This window comes from Oceanobacillus sp. FSL K6-0251, from assembly GCF_038004725.1.
Lineage (GTDB): Bacteria > Bacillota > Bacilli > Bacillales > Amphibacillaceae > Oceanobacillus > Oceanobacillus oncorhynchi.
Genome location: NZ_JBBORS010000001.1, coordinates 764,772 through 785,701 on the forward strand (window position 1 = coordinate 764,772; position 20,930 = coordinate 785,701).

Sequence of the window (20,930 nt, forward strand, 5' to 3'; positions counted from 1 at the left end):
TTCATATTTATTATAGGAGCATTCCTGTAATGAAGAAATTTGAGGTTTGAACAAAAAAGAGCCCTCTTGGTATAGTACAGGGTGTCATTGCAATGACCCCGAAATTAAAAAATACCAAGGAGGACTCATCCATGAATTATAATCAAAATCACAAAATATCGCAAATCACACCATCTACACTTGTAGTGGGAATAGACATTGCCAAAGACAAACATGTGGCACGAGCACAGGACGACAGAGGCTATGAATTTGGGAAAAGATTGATCTTTGAAAACCGAATAGAAGGCTTTGAAATCCTACTGGAATGGATTTCAAAGCTCCAGAAAGAACACGATAAAAACCATGTCATCATAGGAGCTGAGCCAACAGGTCACTATTGGATGAGTTTAGGTTATTATCTGATCAGCAAGGATACGGATTTTGTATTGGTTAATCCGATGCATGTCAAGAAAGCAAAAGAACTGGATGATAACTCGCCAACGAAAAATGATACCAAAGATGCGCGCGTGATTGCCCAGCTGGTGAAGGATGGGAGATACTCTATACCAAACCTTCTCGACGGCATCTATGCCGAGTTAAGAGAAGCCATGAAACTACGAGATCAACTCATCAAACAGCAGACAGTTACGGAAGGACGTATACAAAATAACATGCAGCGCTATTTTCCAGAGTTTCAGGATGTATTTAAACAATGGAATGGAAAGGCCGCATTATATACGTTACGGGCATTTCCATTTCCATCTGATATTCGTGATAAAACGCCAGAAGACGTACTGGAGGAATGGCAAACGGTCGTTAAACGTGGTGTTGGTATCAAACGAGCAACCAAACTGGTAGACAAAGCGAAGAAGAGTGTTGGCATAGAAATCGGCTTACGCTTTGCCAGACAAGAGCTACACAGCTTATTAGACCAATATGAGCTGTATGCAGAACAATTGAAAGAGCTGGATTTGGAAATAGAGGCGCTCTTAGGAGAGATACCAGGAGCAAAAGAAATGCTGGCTATCAAAGGACTGGGAGTAACAACCGTAGCTACCTTTTTCGCGGAAGTAGGAGATATATCAAATTATCATCATCCGCAACAACTCGTGAATCTGGCCGGCTTATCGTTGCGGGAGCACAGTTCCGGGAAATTCAAAGGGGAAACGAAAATAACGAAACGCGGACGGAAGAAACTGCGAAAGGCGATTTATTTAGCGATACGACCGCTCGTAGCGAATAATCCGACGTTTCAAACCTTGCATAGGTATTACACGACCCGCCCGGAAAATCCATTAAAGAAACAACAATCATTGATTGCGTTGTGTGGGAAATTATTACGTGCCTTGTTTGTCATTGGTCAAAAACAGTGTGAATTTGATGGAAGCAAGTTATTGAAAGGTTTACCTCAGATAGAAACTTTACAGGCAGCTTAAGCTGTAGAAGAAAGAAATAGCAACAAATGACCTTGGGAACTTAGAATACACAAACACCAATAATGCGGAGTCGGAGCTTATTTTTTCCATTCGGGCTAGACCCAGCATAGGAGCTTATTCCGACCTCCACCTTGTGGATACGCAGGACGAGGGAATGTATGGATACCAATCCCGTGATACATGGGAGGGTGAGCGACCATAAGAAGTGTGGAGTTACCAAGCATGGTTACACCATTTTTTACCAAATACTACCTGTTTGGTCGTTAGGATGGCTAGGAGTGCATTAGAATATTCTGTATTCTGACAAACGCTCCACCCCCACTATCCAACCCCAAATTGGATGTTTAAGAAATTCTAAGAAAACAAGAGCATTTCGGAGATATTTTAAGTATATAGAGGGAGGGTGTTCAGCAGCTGAGGAGGAAAAAGCTACACCTATGTTAAAACCGAGTGAAGGGGTAGATGACATTTCAGTTAAAACCTCTATTTGGATAGTAGACTGGGATGCTGAAAAGAGTCTGGATGATGTAAGTTCCTCTCTTTCAAATGTAGATAACATTATATTATTTGGAAATTATTTTGATGAAAATGAAAAGCTCTTTACTACACTAGAAGGCCAATATTTAATTGATGAATTACTGCAACAGCCGATAAGAGCGAATAAGCAGGTATATCTTTCACTGGTGAACGATCAGTTTTTAGAAGATGGCTCTACCATTCCAAAAAGTCCGGACCTTATAAAAAATTTGATGCAAAGTGAAGAAACGCGAAAAAAACATATAGAAGAAATTATGAACTATGCGGTAAGTATGCCTATAGATGGTGTCGAAATTGATTATGAAAAAATACCTGAGGAAAATATATCTTCATACCTGCAATTTTTAGAAGAATTATCAGAGCAACTCTCAGGAAAAGGATTAGCGTTAAGAGTGGTGCTTGAACCATCGTTCCCTGTTGAACAATATACTTTACCAGAGCATATAGATTATTCCATAATGACATATAACTTATATGGAATGCACAGTGGACCCGGCCCTAAAACTGATATAAATTTTTTAAAAAGTTTAGCTGACATGTGTTCAAATCAAGCAGCAAGTATAGAATTTGCATTGTCTACAGGAGGTTTCAGTTGGAAAGATGATCACGTTACTTCCCTAACTGAAAATGAAGTAGAAGATTTGATTAGTTTAAATAATGTAACACCGGTAAGAGATCATGCGAGCGGTTCCCTAACCTTTATTTATGAAGAGGAAAAACAAGAGGTGGAAGTATGGTATGCAGATGCTGAAACACTGACTGAATGGGCGAAAATATTGGCTGAGGAAGGAGAATATTATACTTTTTCTTTTTGGAGAGCCGGGGGGTTAAGTGAAGATACACTAAGGAGAATTAATCATCTTGAAGAAGTTTTAACTCAAATAAATAAAGAAGAAGCTTGATTACTAACTCTAAAAAAATTATTTAGAATAGATGAAAATAAGTAGAATCATAGCTGGGGAAAAGCGTTTTTGACTTAGCCTTGAAAGATTGTATTTTATTGTTTTTTTGTTACTCGATGAAAATTTTTGATAAGGAATGGAATAGTTGTAAGCTTAGCTACTGAATAGATACTCAGGAGAACAATTCAATTTTTGTAAAAATAAAATAGCTTGGTTATAATACGCAGAATGATGATATCTAACTAAGACTTTTGACAAATTCAATATAGTGTAACATTGGATATTAGTAGGGTTTAGTTTTACAATTTTGGGTTTATTTATAAATAGGATAAAGGGAGTGCTTCTACAACAATGGAGCACTCTCTCTTTCATTTTGATAAAATTTATAATTTTATCTTGTCATCAATAGAATTATAAAGTAGTATGTATAAGTAAGGTCATCTGATGACCTTACTTATACATACTTAATGAAAGCGTTTTACAAGAGCGGCAAGGGGGGATTCGTTTGTATTTATTATTAGCTTTAAGTGCAATCATTGCGCCGTTTGTGTTTTTAGTTCTGTTACGTATGCCGGCAATGAAGGGGATGTCGTTAAGCGCAGCAATCGTTATTGCAATAGCTATGATTTTTTGGGGGATGGAAGGAAATGTTATTCTATCATCGATTTTTCAAGGGGCCCATAAAACATTAACGATTCTATGGATTTTATTTGGGGCATTAGTTTTACTGGATACACTTCGCAAAACAGGAGCAGTGGACAGAATCAATCAAGGTTTTCAGAGCATTTCTGAAGATATGCGTGTTCAGGTTGTCATTGTTGCTTTTTTATTTGGCGGAGTGATTGAAGGGGCAGCCGGGTTCGGAACTCCGGCAATGGTTACAGCTCCATTAATGGTAGCTTTAGGATTTCGTCCGATTGTTGCTGCGACATTGGCGTTGATTGCAGACAGCACACAGGTGGCTTTTGGAGCTGTAGGGACACCATTGGCAGTAGGGTTAAGTAATATTCCGGGGGCAGATGCGGAGTTCTTTAATGCAATTGGAGTGCGGATAACCACGTTAGATATATTCGCCGGATCATTTATACCGTTTATTGTCATTGTTATTATGACTTTATTTTTTGGTAAAAAAAGAGGGTTTAAGTATGCCTTGCCGATGCTTCCGTGGACCATTCTTATAGGGTTTACTTATACGTTGTCTGCTTTATTCTATGCTTCGGTATTTGGTCAGGAATTTATCTCTATTTTAGCATCTTTAACTGGATTGGTAGTAGCAACAATCACAGCTAAAAAAGGCTGGCTGTTACCAAAAACGACATGGAAAGAGGCGCTGCGCCCTGGTTTTGAAGTAAAAACGGAGAAGTCAAAGATGAGCATAGGGGCGGCTTGGACACCTTATGTTATTGTCGTTGCCTTGTTGTTAATGACCAGGATTATACCTTGGCTGCAGGAGTTCACACAGACAGCCATTGATTTCTCTTGGACAACTATTTTTGGTGTAGAAGGTGTGGACTCTGCCTGGGAGTTTTTATATTCGCCAGGAACAATTCTAACATTTGCGGCAGTTTTATCTGTATTTGTTCATCGAAAATCAATTGGCACGTTTTTTAGTGCATCCAAGGATTCTCTGATGACGATGCGGTCAACCGCGATTGCTTTAGTGGCAACGTTAGCGATGGTGCATGTGTTTACAAATTCGGGAATAAATACAGAAGATTTAATCAGCATGCCGCAGTATATCGCCGTAAGCATGGCGGAGCATTTAGGGTTTATGTGGATGTTTGTCGCACCCTTTTTAGGAGAGTTAGGATCGTTTATTACTGGAAGTGCGACGGTTTCTACATTAACTTTCTCACCTATTCAATACAGCGTAGCAAATCAATTGGGTTTAGATATAAATACGGTTTTAGCTGCCCAAACAATGGGAGCTGGAGCGGGAAATATGATTTGTGTGCATAATGTCGTTGCAGCAAGCGCGGTCGTTGGCTTGAGCGGTAAAGAAGGGGATATTATTCGGAAAACGCTGATTCCGGCCGTTGTCTATGGATTGATGATTGGATTGGCTGGGTTTATTGCTATTCAATTCTTCGACTGATAAGCTGATGGGCTTTAAAAACCTCTGGGAATGAATTAAAATAGATTCACGTACTAGAGGAGTTGACATGATGGAATATAAGCGTATAAAAACCGAAAAAATATATGAGCAAGTAGCAGATTCCTTAATTGGCATGATTAAGGATGGAAGGTTGAAGTCAGGAGACAAGCTGGATTCTGTAGAGCAGTTGGCAAAAAGCTTTGGCGTCGGCCGTTCCGCAATCAGAGAGGCGCTCAGCGGACTCCGTTCCATGGGGCTGGTCGAAATGCGGCAGGGAGAAGGCACCTACGTAAAAGCGTTTGATGCAGAGCTTTTCACCTTGCCTGTAAGCACGGCATTTTTAATGAAACAGAATGACGTTAAAGAATTGTATCAGGTCCGCAAAATTTTAGAAGTCGGCACTGCCGCATATGCTGCAGAAAGCTATACGGACAAGGACCTTGAGAAAATGGAAGCGGCGTTACAGCTGATGGCAGATGCGAAAGGGAATGATCAGCTTTCTGAGCAGGCAGACACCGATTTTCATCTGGCTGTTGCTCAGGCAACGCAGATGAATTTATTGATTCATTTAATGGGCAGTGTTTCCGAATTAATGTCAGAGACGATTCGGGAAGCACGTCGGATATTATTATATACAGAAGACCGGTCACATATTTTATATGAAGAGCATGAACGTATTTATCAAGCAATCAAAAATAGGCAGGCGGATCAGGCAAGAGAAAAAATGTATGAGCATTTGGAGAATGTAGAGCAGTTGCTGTTTCAGGAGCTTGATAAAAATTAAGTACCTCGTTCATGTCCGGTATCAATAGAAGAGGTGGAAAAAATGAAAGTATCTTTGTTCATTACATGTGTAAGTGATATTGTTTTTGCAGATGTAGGTAAGAATACGGTGGAATTATTAGAGCGGCTGGGCTGTGAAGTAGATTTCCCGGCAGCTCAAACCTGCTGCGGGCAGCCCGCATATAACAGCGGTTACTTGAGTGAAGCGAAAAAAGCAATGAAGCAGATGATAAAGGCCTTTAAAGATTCGGAGTATGTGGTCGGCCCGTCTGGTTCATGTGTCGGGATGCTGCGAGAATATCCGAACGTATTCAAGGGAGACCCGGAGTGGGAACAGCCGGCGATTGAGCTGGCTAGTAAATCCTATGAAGTAACCCAGTTTATCGTGGATGTATTAGGGATCACTGATGTCGGTTCTACCTTTGAGGGAAGGGTAACCTATCATCCATCCTGTCATATGACCCGTATTTTAGGAGTAAAGGAAGCGCCCACCAAGCTGCTTCAAAATGTCAAAGGAATTGACTTTGTTGAGCTGCCGGTGAAAGAGGACTGCTGCGGGTTTGGCGGTACATTTGCTGTGAAAAATGCAGATATATCCGCAGAAATGGTAAAAGAAAAATCCCGGCACGTCTCGGAAACAGAAGCAGAGTACCTTGTCGGCGGAGATATGGGCTGTCTGATGAATATTGGCGGACGTATGCGCAGGGAAGGTAAACATGTAAAAGTCATGCATATCACAGAAATTTTAAATACACATGTCAAAGAACAAGAAGGAGTAACCGTATGAGCATAAAAATTAGCGAAACTCCTTATAAAGAACGGATTGGAAAAGGGATTGACAATGATTTTATGCGGCAGGCCGTTTCTTCTGCACAAGGAAGGTTCCGAAATGGCCGCCTGACGCAGGCGGAAGAGCTCGGCAATTGGGAAGATTGGCGCCGACTTGGAGAGGAAATACGGTCCCATACATTAGAAAACATTGATTATTATTTATATCAGCTCAGTGAGGAAGTGGAAAAACGCGGCGGCAATGTCTTTTTTGCGGAGACGGCAGAAGAAGCAAATGCCTATATTGAAAATGTCGTCAAAAAGAAAAACGCGAAAAAAGTCGTGAAAACCAAATCCATGGTTACCGAAGAAATTGGTTTAAATAAAACATTAGAGGAAACCGGAGCAGAGGTAGTCGAATCGGATTTAGGGGAATGGATTCTGCAATTAGATGAAGATCCTCCATCCCATATTGTCACCCCGGCTTTGCATAAAAATAGGCAGCAAATCAAAGATACCTTTCAAAATAAAAAAGGCTATGATAAATCAGATACTCCCGAGGAACTGGCTTCCTTTGCCAGAGAACAGCTGAGGCAGGATTTCTTAACCGCAGATGTCGGGATTACCGGATGTAACTTTGCGATTGCAGAATCTGGTTCTGTTACATTGGTAACCAATGAAGGGAATGCGGAAATGGTTACTTCCCTTCCTGATACACAAATCAGTGTCATGGGGATGGAGAGACTTGTTCCAACCTGGGAGGACATGGAAGTATTAGTCAGCCTATTGACACGAGCTGCTGTCGGGCAGAAGCTGACCAGTTATATCACAACCATTACAGGAACGCGCTTAGAAGAGGAAATCGACGGCCCGGATGATTATCATCTGGTAATTGTGGATAATGGGCGTTCTAAAATCCTGGGAACAGAATTTCAGTCTGCACTTCATTGTATCCGCTGTGCAGCTTGTATTAATGTGTGTCCGGTATATCGTCATGTCGGCGGTCATGCGTATAACTCGATTTATCCGGGACCGATTGGAGCTGTATTAACCCCGCTGCTTGACGGCTACGAGGATCATAAAGAATTGCCGTATGCATCCTCTTTATGTGCTGCTTGTACGGAAGCCTGCCCGGTAAAAATTCCGTTACATGAACAGTTAATCCGTCATCGTGAAATTATTGTAGAAGAAGAGAAAAAATCTCCTGCTTCTGAAAAAATCATGATGAAAGGTTTTGCGCAATGGGCATCGAATCCGGCGGCGTATAAATTAAGTACAAAAGTTGCTAGAAGCGCATTAAAACCGTGGATAAAAGAGGAATACGTTGAAAATGGTCCGGGACCATTAAAAGGATGGACGGATGTCCGAGATTTTCCGGCACCGGGGAAACAATCCTTCCGCAGCTGGTGGAATAAACGTCAGAAGGGAGGAGAGGCATAATGGCTATTCAAAACCGTGACTCCTTTTTAAGCAATCTTGCCGCAAACCTGGGACGTCCGCAAAGAAGAGAAGGTGTAAGCCGGCCGGAGTACAGTGTTCAGCCGCAGCATGAGGTTTTTAAAGATTATTCTGCCGAAGAGCTGATTGGAGTGCTAAAGGAGCATTGTAAGGTGATCCATACCGATTTTGTCCGGACAGATAAAAGCGATTTGCAAGCAACACTGAAAAGAGTATTAGATGGATATGAGGCAGCTTCGATTATTGCATCGAATGATAAGCGTAACCAGGAGTATGGACTGGATAAGGCTTATGAGGAATTTTCAAAAGAGGTCGATGTCCATATCTGGGATGCAAGCCTTGGTAAGGAAAACCAAGTGATTGCCGAAAGAACAGATGTCGGTATTTCCTTTAGTGATATCACGCTTGCTGAATCAGGAACAGTCGCATTGATGACGAATAAAGATAATGGCAGATCCATCAGCTTAATGCCGAAATGCTATGTTGCCATTATCCCTAAAGAAACAATTGTGCCCAGGATGACACAGGCAGCAGGTAAGATTCATCAGGATAATGAAAAAGGCATTGCTCCTCCTTCCAGTGTTTGTTTTGTAACAGGTCCGAGTAACAGTGCTGATATTGAAATGAATCTGATTGTTGGTGTGCATGGACCGGTAAAGGTAACGTATATTGTAGTAGATTAATATAGCTTTTATGGCAGCTTTTTTATTAAAACAGCCGCTTCTGTCAAAAAAACATCTCTTCTGTTAAGCGTTTTTTAATCGCGCGGAACGGAAAGGTGTTTTTTTGTGATTACTAAGCTGGAAGAGTTATATTTATCAAGAATAATAAGAATTACCATTACAAAAATCAGAAAAAACGTTATAATTAGGAGAAAGTAGTCCTGTCTAAATACCTAAATATAGTATGGGTTTTTATTTTGGGAGGACTCTTTTGTTTGGATATAATTATTTTCGTCTCCCCTTTAACAGAGGAGAAAACAGACGCTGGCACCATGATAGATATAACACATAGAAAAGTTCGGTAAAAATAGTGGTAAGAAATAGGATTCGTTTATTAGTTCTAAAAATAATACAAAAATTGGTTTTTGGTTGGATTGAATGTTTCCTTGTATGACTACATAGAATGAAATGAATTGAAGGATGAACATGATCTATTTAAAGTAACGGAGAAAAGGGGGATTTATTATGAGCAACGAAGCATATACAGAATTTTGGAATGGCCAATTACTTGAACTGGTAACATCAGAGGGAAAAACATACTATACACAGCTCATTCGCAATGAGTCTGAGCTGCTGATTCAAAGACCTGTCAATAAACAGAATGTACCTATGCTGATTGAAAACGGCATGATGGTTACAGTCTGTTTTCATGATGATAAAAAAGGGCTCTGTAACTTCTCTTCCCAATTACATCTTCAGCAAAACGGAAAAATCGCCATTACGAACCCCTCTTTAGATGCAATTAAAGTAGTGCAAAGAAGGCAATTTTTCCGTGTGAAAGTCATGCTGGATATGGATTTGACACTGCCTCCTGCAGAAGATGCAAATCCGAACGAAGAGGAAGCCGAAGGGGAAAGTATAACCGTTACTACCCACGATATAAGCGGCGGGGGAGCTGCTTTTCTGACGCAGTCTAAAATCGTTGAAATAGGCGATAAGGTCGAAGGAACATTGTATTTGAAAACAAAGGATACCCAGCAGAAAATTGTATTCAAAGGCAGTGTTGTGAATGTGATAAAACAATCGAATAGCATGTATAAAAATGCGCTGCAATTTATTGATATGCGAGAAGGAACCAGGTCACATATTGTGAAATTCTGTATTGCTAAACAAATTGAGATTCGCAATAAAATCAAGGGATAAATGACGGATTGGAATATCTGGAAAGAGATAATGATTACTTTAATTTGAATTTTTTTTATAAAAAAGGAGGAATTTTTAATTTTCATGTCGAATGTATAGCAAAGGGTATAAGGAGGTAGAGGTATGTCGAATAAAGTTGGATCTATTAATCAGGAGCTAGATGTGTATATTGCACAGAAGGAAGATATGAAAGCTATACTCCGCCTGCTAAAGGGTGTAACAACATGGCTGAAGAAAAGCCGTTTAAAGCAGTGGGAATTCCTTGATCAGGATGAGGAAGATCCGGAAGTAAGACAGTCTGTTGAAGATGGAGCTACCTTTGTTGTTAAAGAAGGCGATGAGATTATTGCTACGTTCACACTAAATGAAATGCAGACCCCTTGGGATAAAAACATTTGGGGACAATCCAGCGAAGATGCGTTTTATATGCACCGCTTGTCCGTAGACTATGATCATATTGGACGCGGCTTAGGAAGACCTATTGTCGAATGGATGGAAGCATATACGAAGACGCAGGGAATGCGCCGGATTCGTTTAGACTGTGTAGAAAGCAATAAGAAACTAAACCAAATTTATAAAAACTTTGGCTATGATTATAAGGGCACAAATCATGATCATTGCAGGTATGAAAAGATTTTATAATTTGTAACCGTTGTTTTCCATCCTCATTACTTTCTTCTTGGATTTCATAAGAATCAATTAACTTCAATATATTTAATCTGGCGGTACACCTTATCTATTTTTAGATTTGTATAAGGTTGCTGTCAGGTACATAATTTTCAAGAATAAAGCATGTTTTTAAATAGATATGCTTTTTTTTCGTTATATAGACGATTATAATATACAGGGTGGAAAGGAAGTGACACGTTGAAACAAAACAAATATGATGATAAATCATTTTTTCAAGCATATGCGGAAATGGACCGGTCGAAACAAGGGCTGGAAGGAGCCGGTGAATGGCATATATTAAAAGAAATGCTGCCGGATTTCCAGGGAAAAAATGTCTTAGATTTAGGCTGTGGATTTGGCTGGCATAGTCGTTATGCACGGGAGAAGGGCGCAGCATCTGTGACAGGAACAGATATATCTGAACGGATGCTTGCGCATGCAGAGGAACTGACCAATGATTCAGGGATTGTATATCTGCATCAAGCTATAGAGGACATCGATTTTTCTAAAAGCTCGATGGATACTGTTATCAGCTCGCTTGCCCTGCATTATATTAAGTCCTTTTCCAGTGTATGTGAAAAAGTGCATACGATATTGAAGCCAGGCGGAAGCTTTGTGTTTTCTGTGGAGCATCCCATTTTTACGGCAAGAAAAGAACAGGACTGGATATATGATCAAACGAGTAAGAATCCATTATATTGGCCAGTGGATAATTATCAAATAGAAGGAAAAAGAGAAGCATCTTTTTTAAATGAAACAGTCATAAAATATCATCGTCCGATGTCTGTTTTTATGAACGATTTAATCCAAACAGGATTTGAGATTTTACGTGTGGAAGAGTCAGTACCTTCAAAGGAAATGCTTGAGAGGGAGCCGGCGATGAAGCATGAATGGCGCAGACCGATGTTTTTGATGATTGCTGCGGAGAAGAAAGCAAAGCAGAGCGTATAAAGAATAGTTGGGTATAGTGTAATGAAATATGGATGAAGAAGATATTTGTCAATGTCTTCTTTTTTTGGGTTCCATTTTTCATTTATGGTCATATGCTGATAGGAGATTAAGGAAAGGCAGGGAACAGACCCATATGTATTATCACCCTATTTACCAGCAGCAAATGGATCGAATGGATTCGAATGGAAACCAAGGACATCCGTATGATGAACAGACAGCTAATATCATAGAGGAAACCTTACAGCGAGAGGCATCAGCACTACCAATGTATTTTCAAATAGCAGATCAGTTTAGAAATGACGCATCGGCACAAGGACTTGTGTATGCTGTCCAATCCAGAAATCAAATCGCTGCAGGTCTGGAGCAGGTTTATCACTATTTTACCGGGAAACAGCTAGATAGGAGACAGTCAGAGCATCATCAGGAGAGAAATAATCATATCGAGGACGTGTATGATCATGCCAGGCAGGGCTATGAAGAAAACTATCATAAAAGCGGGCAAGTAAATGAACCGTATTCCCGGCAGCTGCTTTATCAGCTCGCGATGACAGATTACCAAATTGCAAGCCGTTTAGCCGGATATTTAGAAAATAATCAAGGGAATACAATAGCTTCCAGAGTTACTGATCATGGCGGAAATCCTTTCGTGATTGATATTGAAAACGCAGCGGAAGACAATACGAATTACCGGACTGCTTTGTGGACAGGAGAACATCTGCAGGTTACATTAATGAGCATCCCGGCAGGAGGAGATATTGGCTTAGAGGTCCATCCGGATACCGATCAATTTATACGGATTGAAGAAGGAAGCGGAACGGTACAGATGGGAAATCGGCAGGATAATCTGACAATTAGACAGCAGGTGGAAGAAGACAGTGCGATAATGGTTCCTGCTGGCACATGGCATAATATTACGAATACAGGGGATGAAGCTATAAAGCTTTATACGATTTATGCCCCGCCTCATCATCCGTTTGGCACGGTGGAAGCTACAAAAGAAGAGGCGATGCAGTCGGAAGGTTAGAGCTGGTGTCTTCGTAAGCCTGCTAATTTTTTAAACTTAGAAGGTCGTTCTTTTCAAAGAGCGGCTTTCTATTTTTTGCATTCTAGAGAAAGAGCTTAGTTCTATTGTACCTGTTGACGACATGTATTCCGTGTTAGAATTCCCAGTATATTCAAAAATAGTGGAAGGAGTACATGAATGGAGGTTTACATAAGTAGAAGTACCGGTTTATTGGGCGGACTGTCCAGTGTAAAGGTAAAAGTGAATGGGGAATTTCAGGGCAAACTAAAAAACAATGATATTACTGTTGCCATCTTCGAGGGAGATACAGCGGAAATTGCTGTTAATCAATCCTTTCTCCGGAGCAAACCTCTGACGGTAAGTGATGGAGATAACGTAGAAGTGACTGCAAATCCGAAATGTGTTCCTATTTATATCGTTGGAATCTTTGCTATTATACTGGGCATAATATCGAAGGTTCCCGGTTTTCATGTGGTTGGATTGATTTGTATTTTCATCATCCTCATCGTGTCTTCCAATTGGTTTATCATGACGAAAAAATAGAATGAAAGCAGACGTCCATGGAGGCATATTCGTCTGCTTTCATTTATTTTAGGTGCTGCAGTATATATTAGCCTGCGTATCAACCAATCCAAAAGGCGGACAGCCAGGCGATAAACGGAATTGTTCCTAAAGCGAGTATGGTAGAAAATACCGATGTAACGACAGCTTCCTGCTCTTTATCCGTATAGCGGGAAAAGAGAACCGCAGAAAGCATAAAGGTTGGCATGCAAGCAAGGATGACTAAGATATTTTTGAGTAATGTCTCCAGTGGCAAGAAGGACAGAATAATCATCACCATGATTGGAAGAATAAGCAATTTCCACACCAAAGGCATCCATAATTCACGAAAAAATAACGGCTGCTTGCTGCGGAAAAGGTCTGGCAGACTAAAACCGACATAGAGCATCGCCATGGGAGCCGCCAGTGCAGAGAGCATGCTGGCTAAATCTTTAAATAAAACAGGGGATCCCCAGCCGTTGAAGGCAAAAATAAGCCCGAAGCTGATAGCTATTAACGGCATATTCACGAGCGCCTTTAAGTGTCTCCATTCAAAATGATTATTGTTTTGCAATAGATAGATTCCCAGCGAAAAGACAACAACGTCCAGTCCTGCATCAAAAATAGCAGCAAGCAGCCCGCCGGTTGGACCGAAGATGGCAGCACATAACGGAATGCCGATAAAACCGGAATTTCCAATAGCCGCAAGTAAAGCAAGCTGCTTTGATTTTGTCATGGAAAAGCCGATAATTTTTCCAAACAAAAAGCAAATACCGACAGCCAAAACGTTAAAACTGACACTGCAAATAAACATCAGAATAACCTGATGCAATACATCGTCTGTTAAATCGGTATTGAAGACGCCGTTTAAAATAATAAATGGAACGGCGACATTGATAATTACGCTCATGAACAGCTGTTTTGCTTCATATGTAATCGTGTTTTTAAGAGCTACCAAGGCTCCAATAAATAAAATAAGCCCCATCATTATGACGGTCAATATGACAGTGGTGACATCCATTTTAATCTCCTTTGAATCTGAAAAGTTGGTATACTTAAATTCAGTGTATAATTCTTAATACTAGAAGAATCACAAGAAAGAAACAAGCTTATTTTATCAAAAGAGGAAGTGAAAATATGATTCGTCTATTGCATAGCGGGGAAGCATTGCCTATGAACTTATTATTGCTTGCGGATCCATCAGAAAGGCTGATCCGTGATTATACTACCAGAGGAGCTTGCTATGTGCTGGAGAAAGAGGAAAAGGTGGTTGGTGTATACGTTCTTCTGCCGACCAGACCAGATACCGCGGAGCTAGTCAATGTTGCTGTGGAGGAAGCTTGTCATGGACAAGGTTTGGGAAAGAAACTGGTCTTGCATGCGATTCAGACAGCGAAACAGCAAGGGTACCGTACGATAGAAATTGGAACAGGGAACTCAGGAGTTGCGCAGCTGGCACTATATCAAAAATGCGGATTCCGGATGGTTTCCATTGACCGTAATTTCTTTTTGCGGCATTATGAAGAGCCGATTTTTGAAAATGGGATACAGGTCATCGATATGGTACGTCTGGAAATGGACTTGGAGCAGTGAAAAAGATGCCAAACGCTGTTCCAACGCGTTTGGCATCTTTTGATATTAGTATAATTTTTTCATTTCGAATTGCTGAAAGACTGCTTGCTGCGGTATAGGATAGATTTCTTTGCCGGCAATCGAATTAATGATTTTTTGATTTCGCAATACCGATAAACCTAAGTTTGTTGCACTGGAACCATGAGAATGTTCAATATTGGTCAACGTATATATTTGATTTTTACGGGAGTCTTTAAAAACAAGCCGATAATCCGCAGTTACACGAAATCTTTTTTCATCCTCCCACTCTATGTATTCATAGAAGTTCTCGAGCCAATCAGGAAGATGCGGCTTATATCCAGTTGCCAGAATTACTTTATCCGCCGGGTAAGTAAATTTTTCTCCTTTTTGCCATTGTTCACATTGTAGGCTATAGGCTCTGTTTTGAGAATTGTCGCCGGGCTCCATCGTGTTTACTGCTGTGTTTGTTTGAATCGTGATTTGCTGTAAAGGCGATTCGATGGAACGGTTATAAAGCAGCTCATAAATTTTTTCTAAGAGTTTAGGATCGACGCCGTTTCGGATAGTGCTTAAATTTTCAAGCGACTCCATCCTGTCTCTTAACGGCAGGTTATAAAAGTAATCAACATACTCTGGAGAGAATACCTCCTTTCCGAGTCCTGTATCCTCTTTTTGAAAAATTCCGCTGGAACGGGTAAACCAGGTTAAATCATAAGCCCCTTCTTTTTGGTCTTGTAACAAATCATAGAACACCTCTGAAGCGCTTTGACCAGAACCGACGACCGTAATGGAATTCCCCTGCTTTAAGGTGTTTTTAAGATACATGTAACGGCTGGTATGTGTGATATCCTCTTCTGGAAAGCCCTGCAGCGCTTCTGGAATATTCGGGATGCTGCCCGTCCCTAAAATAATATGTTTTGCATAATAGCTTCGTTCACTTTCATCTTCTGTAGATCGGGCTGTAACCTTATAACAAGATTCATCCGTCATAGCTGATACATCCGTTACACGCTGTCCGAACTGACAGTTATCTAGTCTGAAAGAGACCCATTTACAATAAGTATTGTACTCTTCTCTTGGGATGGTGAAACGGTTAAAAAAGTAAAATTGATATATCCGATTATGCTCATGGAGATAATTTAAATAAGAAAAACGATTGGTCGGGTCTGCTAAAGTTACCAGATCTGCAATAAAAGGTGTCTGCAGGTCCATCCCCTCAATCAACATTCCAGGATGCCAGTCAAAAGAAGCTTCCTGTTCCAAAAATAAGATGTCTGCATCCTGAAGATCATTTGTTAAAGCAGCAAGACTTAAGTTAAATGGACCAATTCCAATACCGACTGCATCGTATACTTTGTTCATTGTCGTTCCTCCGATTGTATTTTTTAATTTGAATGATTTATATCGCTTTGGTACGTAAGAAATAATTATGCTTTGTTGAGAGGACTGTTACATAAAAAGCTTGTTAAAGAAAAGCAGCTTACTATCTTTTTTCCCCTATCCCCATGAAAATAAACGCTGAGGCTTCTCATCAAATTCTCATTTTTCTCTAAGGACATTATAAGCAGTCATCAAGTAAACTGGTAATTGTTAAGAAATTAAGGAGGTTTTTACCAATGAAGACAATTTTACTATCAACGGCAGCAGGAGCATTACTGTTTAGTGGAATCTACGCTAATACCGGAGAAGCGGAAGAAGTCACAGCAGATAAGGAAGCAGTGACTATGGAAGAGCAAACAGTTGCAAATACGCAGGAAGAAATGGATATTATCCAGGATCAAATTCCATCTGGAAATGAATCTGTCCAAGTAGTGGAGGATAACCCGCATAAGCGTATTCTATTTATTGGTGATGACGCTAATCAGAAAAAATACAAAACAATTTTTATCAAAGAAACAAGCCGTTTAAAGATTATTGACTTAAATGGCGGACAAATTTTTAATGAAATCATCTAAAATAAGGTAAGATAAACCCATCTCAAATTAATCGAGATGGGTTTTTAAATAAGTAAAAAAGGTATTGACCTTGACGCTGCGTAAATCTCTATACTAAAAAATGAAAGGAGGGCAAACGAGATGAAATACACCATCAAACAAGTAGCTGACATGTCTGGTATCAGCACACGCACACTCCGGTATTATGATCAAATTGATTTATTAAAGCCGGCGGAGCATTCGGATGCAGGATATCGTCTCTATGAAGACAAGGAATTAAATCGGTTGCAGCAGATTCTTCTTTATCGTTCCTTAGGGATGAAGCTGGAGCAGATTCAATCTGTATTAGATAATCCTGCATTTCATACGCTCACTGCCTTGGAAGAGCATCAGCAAAAATTAGAGGATGAAAAAGAAAAGATAAACCGATTGTTAGCTACCGTGAAAAAAACAATTCAACATACAAAGGGAGAGATTACGATGACAGCGGAAGAAAAATTTGAAGGATTTAAGAAAGAACGCCTGGAAGAGAATGAACGGTTATATGGCGAAGAAATCAGAGAAAAATATGGAGAGGAAACAATAGAAAAATCGAATAAAAAATTTATGAACCTCAGTGAGAAAGATTTTCAGGAAATGCAGCGGATAGAAGATGAATTATTTAGGAAGCTGGAGCAGCTGGCAGAGACGAAGGATTTAGATACACCAGAAGCAAAGGAAGTGTATGAACTTCATAAAGAATGGCTGCTGTATTCTTGGCCGAATTATTCCGTCGAGGCTCATAAAGGCTTGGTACAAATGTATATGGCAGATGAACGATTTGCGAAATATTATAATAATCGTGCGAAAAAAGAGGTTGTTTCTCTCTTGCATGATGCAGTAATTAAATATGCAGCGGATTGATTCTGCTGAAAAAAATCGGGGAAGCGTTTTCCCGATTTTTTTATATACATGAATCTTTTCTGGTGCTCTTGCGTAAATACTATAAAACGAAACGTTATTCTGTGAGAATTTTTGGTTTTTTCTCACAGAAAGTAGATGAGTGATTCAGAGGCTGTTCATCTCCCGTCAGAATAAATTGATTTCTACTCTGTATTTTGAGGCGGGAATTTTACGGACGATTCCTCGTGATAAAAGGTATTTACAAAAAGGAGATAAGCCATGCAAGAAGCACTTTTAACCTACCAGTGGGAATTATTTATCGCAGCGGAGATTCTTTCTGTTGTTATGCTCTTATTATTTGGAGTAACGAGATACTTGCTGAATCAGAAAAAGTTAAGCGCCATCTTCATCAGTTTATTTTTAGCTTTGTTTATTTTTGAAGCAGGGCTGGCTCTCTACATTTACCAAATCACCAGAGAAATCAGCACTTTCCAGATTATCGTTATGCTTTTTGTGCTCTATGCCTGTACTTTTGGTATCGCAGATTTTAAACGTCTTGACCGCTGGATGCGGCAAACGATTGGTAAGTGGCGCGGTGTTTCCTTATTAACGGAAAAAGATATGCAGGTAATGGAGCGCCAGCAGGATACAAAATATATTGCCCGTAAAAATCGTATGAGTGCAATGATTCATCTGGTTATTTTTATCATTGTACAAGCAGGGTTGTGGATTTATGGACTGGGTGGGACAGCAGGAATTGTGGATTATTTAACGGATTTGACCTGGGTGGAAGTGGATGATTATCGGCAGTCCCCGTATGCCAGTGAAACAGCGTTTAGCATGTCCAAGCTTTGGGGGCTTATCTTTATCGTTGATTTTATTTATTCCTGGTCGTATACCTTTTTCCCGAAAAAAACGAAAGCATAATTAAAAAAGCTGGAGAGAATGAAGCAGGATCTTATGAAGGGGCCATTCTTTTCAGCTTTTGTTATGGAAAATAAGTCTGGAGCTTCAACAGTTGACATCGGTATTCTTTTAGCTATAATATTTAGTAATTATAAAATTACAAATTACTGATAATGATATCCATTGGAGGTGAAAAATGATGGTGGAGGAGAAATCAAAGTATATTACACCAGACGGTTATACGAGTGATATTGCCGTATTTACCATTGTTTCAGAGAATGCTGAACCCAGGGAACAACGCAAAAAAGAGCCGCCTCAAAAAAGATTAAAGCTTTTATTAATCAAACGGGCTAAAATGAATGCAGAGGGAAAACCTAATATTGAAGCCGACAAATGGGCGTTGCCCGGAGGGTTTGTGGATGCGGAAAAAAGGGAAACTGCTTTACAGGCAGCAACGAGAGAATTAAAGGAAGAAACAGGCGTAGAAAATGTATTCTTAAAGCATTTCGGCACGTACGATGCATGGGGAAGAGACCCGCGCGGCTGGATTATATCCAATGCGCATTATGCCATTGTACCGGAATTTCAGCTTGAAAAACGAGAAGCGGCGGATGATGCAGCGGAAGTTGGGTTGTTCTCATTGGATGAGATAGGTGAGCTTGCATTAGCGTTCGATCACGAACAAATAATTGCAGATGCTGTATCCTTAATTGAATGGGATATGCTTCATTCCACCATTGCTAAAAACTTTCTGCCTAATGAATTTACTTTATCTGAATTACAGCGTGTACTGATGACGGTATCCAATCATTCCAGAATCACAAACACATCTGTATTTTTTGGAAAAGCTCCCAAATTACCTTTTTTAGAAAAAGTTGTCGATCAGCATGGAAACTTAAAGAAAACGGAACGGAATTCATTCAGGCCGTCCCAGTTATATCAATTTAACGATTATGTTGTTTTCTCAACTATTTGGTAATAAAATAGAAGACGTATAAAACGAAACTTCATTCCGTGAGAGCATTGCTTTTCTCTCGCATAAACAGAATTGATTTTTCCCCTTCTACTTGGAGGAGGGAGATTTACGGACAGTCATCCGTGATAAACCACAGGAGGAAATCGGAAATGAATTATATAGATGACAGCTTAATGCTGCATACAGATCTTTATCAAATAAACATGGCTGAAACGTATTGGTATGATGATGTACATCAGCGTAATGCTGTGTTTGATTTATACTTTCGCAAGCTCCCTTTTGGAAACGGCTATGGCGTATATGCCGGTTTAGAAAGAATTATCGAGTATTTACATAATTTCCGCTTCAGTGAATCGGATTTAACCTATTTACAGGAACTCGGCTATAAAGAAGATTTTCTCGATTATTTGCGTCAGCTTCGTTTTACCGGATCGTTGAAATCCATGCATGAAGGAGAGGTTGTTTTTGCGAATGAGCCGATTATCCGTGTGGAGGCGCCGTTAGCAGAAGCACAATTATTAGAGACTGCTTTATTAAACATTGTGAACTACCAAACACTGATTGCGACGAAAGCTTCGCGCATCAGGCAGCTGGTCAGAGATAACCCGGTGATGGAATTTGGAACACGCAGAGCTCAGGAGATGGATGCAGCCGTGTGGGGAACGCGAGCGGCGTATATTGGCGGATTCAATGCAACCAGTAATGTCCGGGCAGGCAAGCTATTTGGAATCCCTGTATCCGGAACACATGCCCATTCGATGGTTCAGGCTTATCGAGATGAATATACCGCCTTTAAAAAATATGCAGAGCGTCATCGTGAATGTGTCTTTTTAGTAGATACATACGATACACTCAATTCGGGCGTGCCGAATGCGATTAAAGTTGCTCAAGAATTAGAGGATACTATTGATTTTAAAGGGATCCGGATTGACAGCGGCGACCTAGCTTATTTGTCGAAGGAAGCCAGAAGAATGATGGATGAGGCTGGCTTCAAGGATGCGAAAATTTACGTCTCCAATGACTTAGATGAATATACCATCGCCAGTCTGCAAGCTCAGCATGCGAAAATCGATGTATGGGGAATCGGCACAAAATTGATTACGGCATATGACCAACCTGCGCTGGGAGCGGTTTATAAACTTGTATCGATTGAGGATGAGCATGGAGAAATGGTAGATACCATTAAATTGTCCGGAAACCCGGAAAAGATGACCACACCAGGCAAGAAAAAAGTGTATCGGATTATTAATAAGGGAAACCACCATACAGAAGGGGACTACCTGACATTAGAGGATGAAGATCCGAATCAGGAAGAGGAAATTATGCTTTTCCACCCGATTCATACGTATTATAAAAAAATGGTTTCTAATTTTGACGCAGTAAACCTGCATCTTGATATTGCTGTCGACGGTGACCTTGTCTATGAATGCCCAAGTCTTCTCCAAGTACAGAATTACGCAAAGAGCCAGCTTCAGCTTTTCTGGGATGAATATAAGCGGACAAACTATCCGGCTGAATATCCAGTCGATTTAAGTATCAAACTATGGAATAGTAAGATGGAGCATATTGAAAATGTGAAGAAACAGCTAAAACAAGATTAGAATCATTGATTTTATCGGGATACGGATAAAC

General features: G+C 40.2%; 20 protein-coding genes. 18 read left to right on the plus strand and 2 right to left on the minus strand.

Annotation, left to right across the window (positions count from 1 at the left end):
- Positions 1-131 precede the first annotated feature (131 nt).
- From MKY45_RS03830 to MKY45_RS03885, 12 genes are all read left to right on the plus strand, one after another.
- The gene (locus tag MKY45_RS03830; protein WP_341035585.1) at positions 132-1,415 is read left to right on the plus strand and encodes an IS110 family transposase; all 1,284 of its coding nucleotides are present in this window, start codon (positions 132-134) and stop codon (positions 1,413-1,415) included.
- 437 nt (positions 1,416-1,852) lie between these two features.
- Positions 1,853-2,854, plus strand: coding sequence for a glycosyl hydrolase family 18 protein (locus tag MKY45_RS03835; protein WP_341172543.1), 1,002 nt, complete (start codon positions 1,853-1,855; stop codon positions 2,852-2,854).
- A gap of 505 nt (positions 2,855-3,359) precedes the next feature.
- Positions 3,360-4,949 carry an L-lactate permease gene (locus MKY45_RS03840; RefSeq protein ID WP_289584977.1) on the plus strand — a complete coding sequence of 530 codons (1,590 nt, stop codon included), beginning with the start codon at positions 3,360-3,362 and terminating at the stop codon, positions 4,947-4,949.
- Positions 4,950-5,019: 70 nt separating this feature from the next.
- Complete coding sequence (locus tag MKY45_RS03845) at positions 5,020-5,733, plus strand: FadR/GntR family transcriptional regulator (RefSeq protein WP_042531843.1); 714 nt, start codon at positions 5,020-5,022, stop codon at positions 5,731-5,733.
- Between the two features lie 42 nt (positions 5,734-5,775).
- Positions 5,776-6,519 carry a (Fe-S)-binding protein gene (locus tag MKY45_RS03850; protein ID WP_332093890.1) on the plus strand — a complete coding sequence of 248 codons (744 nt, stop codon included), beginning with the start codon at positions 5,776-5,778 and terminating at the stop codon, positions 6,517-6,519.
- A complete protein-coding gene (locus MKY45_RS03855) occupies positions 6,516-7,940 on the plus strand; it encodes a LutB/LldF family L-lactate oxidation iron-sulfur protein (RefSeq protein ID WP_332093889.1) in 1,425 nt (474 codons plus the stop codon). The genes MKY45_RS03850 and MKY45_RS03855 overlap by 4 nt, the downstream gene beginning before the upstream one ends.
- Positions 7,940-8,641, plus strand: coding sequence for a LutC/YkgG family protein (locus MKY45_RS03860; RefSeq protein WP_332093888.1), 702 nt, complete (start codon positions 7,940-7,942; stop codon positions 8,639-8,641). The genes MKY45_RS03855 and MKY45_RS03860 overlap by 1 nt, the downstream gene beginning before the upstream one ends.
- 504 nt (positions 8,642-9,145) lie before the next feature.
- A complete protein-coding gene (locus MKY45_RS03865) occupies positions 9,146-9,823 on the plus strand; it encodes a flagellar brake protein (protein WP_341172544.1) in 678 nt (225 codons plus the stop codon).
- Between the two features lie 123 nt (positions 9,824-9,946).
- Positions 9,947-10,465: a GNAT family N-acetyltransferase gene (locus tag MKY45_RS03870; protein WP_256705681.1), complete on the plus strand. Its 519-nt coding sequence runs from the start codon at positions 9,947-9,949 to the stop codon at positions 10,463-10,465.
- A 225-nt stretch (positions 10,466-10,690) separates the two neighbouring features.
- Positions 10,691-11,443: a class I SAM-dependent methyltransferase gene (locus MKY45_RS03875; RefSeq protein ID WP_193065192.1), complete on the plus strand. Its 753-nt coding sequence runs from the start codon at positions 10,691-10,693 to the stop codon at positions 11,441-11,443.
- A gap of 133 nt (positions 11,444-11,576) precedes the next feature.
- Positions 11,577-12,467, plus strand: a complete 891-nt coding sequence (locus MKY45_RS03880) for a cupin domain-containing protein (protein ID WP_341172545.1) — start codon at positions 11,577-11,579, stop codon at positions 12,465-12,467.
- A gap of 177 nt (positions 12,468-12,644) precedes the next feature.
- Positions 12,645-13,010 carry a hypothetical protein gene (locus tag MKY45_RS03885; RefSeq protein WP_052484971.1) on the plus strand — a complete coding sequence of 122 codons (366 nt, stop codon included), beginning with the start codon at positions 12,645-12,647 and terminating at the stop codon, positions 13,008-13,010.
- A 79-nt stretch (positions 13,011-13,089) separates the two neighbouring features.
- On the opposite strand, the gene MKY45_RS03890 is transcribed toward MKY45_RS03885, so the two are convergent.
- A complete protein-coding gene (locus MKY45_RS03890) occupies positions 13,090-14,028 on the minus strand; it encodes an AEC family transporter (RefSeq protein WP_341172546.1) in 939 nt (312 codons plus the stop codon).
- Between the two features lie 116 nt (positions 14,029-14,144).
- Between MKY45_RS03890 and MKY45_RS03895 the strand changes: the two genes are divergently transcribed.
- Positions 14,145-14,600 (plus strand): GNAT family N-acetyltransferase, encoded by a 456-nt coding sequence (locus MKY45_RS03895; protein ID WP_212928660.1) that lies wholly within the window; start codon positions 14,145-14,147, stop codon positions 14,598-14,600.
- A gap of 45 nt (positions 14,601-14,645) precedes the next feature.
- On the opposite strand, the gene MKY45_RS03900 is transcribed toward MKY45_RS03895, so the two are convergent.
- Positions 14,646-15,962 (minus strand): lysine N(6)-hydroxylase/L-ornithine N(5)-oxygenase family protein, encoded by a 1,317-nt coding sequence (locus MKY45_RS03900; RefSeq protein WP_341172547.1) that lies wholly within the window; start codon positions 15,960-15,962, stop codon positions 14,646-14,648.
- A 254-nt stretch (positions 15,963-16,216) separates the two neighbouring features.
- Between MKY45_RS03900 and MKY45_RS03905 the strand changes: the two genes are divergently transcribed.
- The 5 genes from MKY45_RS03905 to MKY45_RS03925 all read left to right on the plus strand — a co-directional run bounded on the left by MKY45_RS03905 (position 16,217) and on the right by MKY45_RS03925 (position 20,899).
- Complete coding sequence (locus tag MKY45_RS03905) at positions 16,217-16,555, plus strand: hypothetical protein (protein ID WP_341172548.1); 339 nt, start codon at positions 16,217-16,219, stop codon at positions 16,553-16,555.
- Between the two features lie 120 nt (positions 16,556-16,675).
- The gene (locus tag MKY45_RS03910) at positions 16,676-17,437 is read left to right on the plus strand and encodes a MerR family transcriptional regulator (RefSeq protein WP_341172549.1); all 762 of its coding nucleotides are present in this window, start codon (positions 16,676-16,678) and stop codon (positions 17,435-17,437) included.
- Positions 17,438-17,695: 258 nt separating this feature from the next.
- Positions 17,696-18,343 (plus strand): hypothetical protein, encoded by a 648-nt coding sequence (locus MKY45_RS03915; protein ID WP_341172550.1) that lies wholly within the window; start codon positions 17,696-17,698, stop codon positions 18,341-18,343.
- A 175-nt stretch (positions 18,344-18,518) separates the two neighbouring features.
- Positions 18,519-19,301: an NUDIX domain-containing protein gene (locus tag MKY45_RS03920; RefSeq protein WP_042531866.1), complete on the plus strand. Its 783-nt coding sequence runs from the start codon at positions 18,519-18,521 to the stop codon at positions 19,299-19,301.
- 146 nt (positions 19,302-19,447) lie between these two features.
- Positions 19,448-20,899 carry a nicotinate phosphoribosyltransferase gene (locus tag MKY45_RS03925; protein WP_042531868.1) on the plus strand — a complete coding sequence of 484 codons (1,452 nt, stop codon included), beginning with the start codon at positions 19,448-19,450 and terminating at the stop codon, positions 20,897-20,899.
- The last annotated feature ends 31 nt before the right edge of the window (positions 20,900-20,930 follow it).